This window comes from Devosia crocina, from assembly GCF_900116545.1.
GTDB lineage: Bacteria > Pseudomonadota > Alphaproteobacteria > Rhizobiales > Devosiaceae > Devosia > Devosia crocina.
Window position 1 is genome coordinate 2,343 of sequence record NZ_FPCK01000005.1, and the last position, 3,299, is coordinate 5,641.

The window sequence follows — 3,299 nt, forward strand, 5'->3', positions numbered from 1 at the left end:
GCTAAAGAGCAAGGTTTGGTTCTGTTGATCCCTTGGGATCCAGGGCCGGATATTTTGACATCGTAAAGAGATCGCTTGTTGTGCTGTTTGACCCGACACCCTCGGGGAGGCACAGGAAGCGACGTGATAATTGGTTTTTTTTCTGATCACGCATCGGACTTATGTCCGGTGCAAGGAAACCATACCGACGACGGAGGTCGATCCTGTACAAGAGCGGGGTTGGCTGGTGATGTTGCGGATATAGGTAATGAGAACGATCAAGCGTCTTAAGTGCATCTAGTGGATGCCTTGGCGTGTGCAGGCGATGAAGGACGTAATACGCTGCGATAAGCCTCGGGGAGCTGCGAATAAGCTTTGATCCGGGGATTTCCGAATGGGGAAACCCGACCATTTAGGTCACCCGCAAGGGAGCTAACCCAGGGAACTGAAACATCTAAGTACCTGGAGGAAAGGACATCAAACGAGACTCCGTTAGTAGTGGCGAGCGAACGCGGACCAGGCCAGTGGCCTCTTGGTAAGAACGGGAACAGCATGGAAATGTTGGCCAGAGTGGGTGATAGCCCCGTACCGGTAGAAAGCTGAGAGGTCCTCGAGTAAGGCGGAACACGTGAAATTCTGTCTGAACATGGGTAGACCACTATCCAAGCCTAAGTACTCGCACACGACCGATAGCGAACCAGTACCGTGAGGGAAAGGTGAAAAGCACCCCGACGAGGGGAGTGAAATAGTACCTGAAACTGGATGCATACAAACAGTCGGAGCCCGCAAGGGTGACGGCGTACCTCTTGTATAATGGGTCATCGACTTAGTCTGTCTAGCAAGCTTAAGCCGTTAGGTGTAGGCGCAGCGAAAGCGAGTCTGAATAGGGCGTTAAGTTAGACGGATTAGACCCGAAACCAAGTGATCTAGGTATGAGCAGGCTGAAGGTACGGTAACACGTACTGGAGGGCCGAACCCACGTCTGTTGAAAAAGACGGGGATGACTTGTTCCTAGGGGTGAAAGGCCAATCAAACTTGGAAATAGCTGGTTCTCCGCGAAAGATATTTAGGTATCGCCTCAGACGAATACCTCAGGGGGTAGAGCACTGGATGGGCTAGGGGGTCTCACCGACTTACCAAACCTAACCAAACTCCGAATACCTGAGAGTACTATCTGGGAGACAGACGGTGGGTGCTAACGTCCATCGTCAAAAGGGAAACAACCCTGACCTACAGCTAAGGTCCCCAAGTCACAGTTAAGTGGGAAAGCATGTGGGATTACTCAGACAACCAGGAGGTTGGCTTAGAAGCAGCCATCCTTTAAAGATAGCGTAACAGCTCACTGGTCAAGTGATCCTGCGGCGAAGATGTACCGGGTCTAAAACTGTGCACCGAAGCTTAGGGTTTGCATCTTAGATGCAAGCGGTAGCGGAGCGTTCCGTAAGCCTGCGAAGGGATACCTGTGAGGGGTCCTGGAGGTATCGGAAGTGCGAATGATGACATGAGTAGCGACAAAAAGTGTGAGAGACACTTTCGCCGAAAGTCCAAGGGTTCCTGCGCAATGCTAATCAGCGCAGGGTTAGCCGGCCCCTAAGTCGAGGCAGAAATGCGTAGACGATGGGAACCACGTTAATATTCGTGGGCCTGGTGGTAGTGACGGATCGCGCGGATCTGTATCCCCTTATCGGATTGGGGGTGCAGTGAGCCGGTTCCAGGAAATAGCTCCACCAACATAGACCGTACCCGAAACCGACACAGGTGGACTGGTAGAGTATACCAAGGCGCTTGAGAGAACTATACTGAAGGAACTCGGCAAATTGCACGCGTAACTTCGGGATAAGCGTGACCTCACATCGGGCAACCGGTTTGGGGTGTCACAAAAGAGGGGGTGGCGACTGTTTATCAAAAACACAGGGCTCTGCGAAGTTGCAAAACGACGTATAGGGTCTGACGCCTGCCCGGTGCCGGAAGGTTAAAAGGAGAGGTTAACGCCTTGAATTGAAGCCCCGGTAAACGGCGGCCGTAACTATAACGGTCCTAAGGTAGCGAAATTCCTTGTCGGGTAAGTTCCGACCTGCACGAATGGCGTAACGACTTCCCCACTGTCTCCAGTATAGACTCAGCGAAATTGAATTCCCCGTGAAGATGCGGGGTTCCTGCGGTCAGACGGAAAGACCCCATGAACCTTTACTATAGCTTTGCGCTGGCACTTGTGTCGGCATGTGCAGGATAGGTGGTAGGCTTTGAAGCCAGGGCGCCAGCCTTGGTGGAGCCGCAAGATGAGATACCACCCTTATCGTCATAGGTGTCTAACCGCGGCATAACAGTGTCCGGGACAGCGCATGGTGGGTAGTTTGACTGGGGCGGTCGCCTCCCAAAGAGTAACGGAGGCGCGCGATGGTGGGCTCAGACCGGTCGGAAATCGGTCGTCGAGTGCAATGGCATAAGCCTGCCTGACTGCGAGACTGACAAGTCGAGCAGAGACGAAAGTCGGTCATAGTGATCCGGTGGTCCCGTGTGGAAGGGCCATCGCTCAACGAATAAAAGGTACTCTGGGGATAACAGGCTGATAATGCCCAAGCGTCCATAGCGACGGCATTGTTTGGCACCTCGATGTCGGCTCATCACATCCTGGGGCTGGAGCAGGTCCCAAGGGTATGGCTGTTCGCCATTTAAAGTGGTACGTGAGCTGGGTTCAGAACGTCGTGAGACAGTTCGGTCCCTATCTGCCGTGGGTGTTGGAATATTGAGAGGAGCTGTCCCTAGTACGAGAGGACCGGGATGGACGAACCTCTGGTGGACCTGTTGTGGCGCCAGCCGCATTGCAGGGTAGCTAAGTTCGGACGGGATAACTGCTGAAAGCATCTAAGCAGGAAGCCCCCCTCAAAACGAGTATTCCCTATCAGAGCCGTGGAAGACCACCACGTTGATAGGACGGGTGTGGAAGAGCAGCAATGCTTGAAGCTTACCGTTACTAATAGCTCGATCGGCTTGATCGTTCTCATTAATCTATGTCTGTAGCAAACCTACAGCTTCCTTCGACCTCACGCGCCCAATAGGCGCTCCAAAGAGGCGGCGCACAAGCGCCGGGGTCGTCGCAAAGAGCTCCTCCGGAGTTCTCCTGCGAGATCATCAGGATCAGAAAAACCAAAAACCAATTATCGCGCAAAATGTGTTTTTAGTCGACCTTGTGGCTATTGCGTGGGGCCCAGTACCCGATCCCATCCCGAACTCGACCGTCAAATCCCGCTGCGCCAATGGTACTAAGTCTCAAGACTTGGGAGAGTAGGGCACCGCAAGGTCTGCTAAAAACACAAAAG

General features: G+C 53.2%; 2 rRNA genes. Both read left to right on the plus strand.

Going from position 1 to position 3,299, the window contains the following annotated elements:
- Window positions 1-255: 255 nt before the first annotated feature.
- A 23S ribosomal RNA gene (locus tag BM364_RS18120) occupies window positions 256-2,978 on the plus strand.
- Between the two features lie 187 nt (window positions 2,979-3,165).
- A 5S ribosomal RNA gene (rrf, locus tag BM364_RS18125) occupies window positions 3,166-3,281 on the plus strand.
- Window positions 3,282-3,299 lie beyond the last annotated feature (18 nt).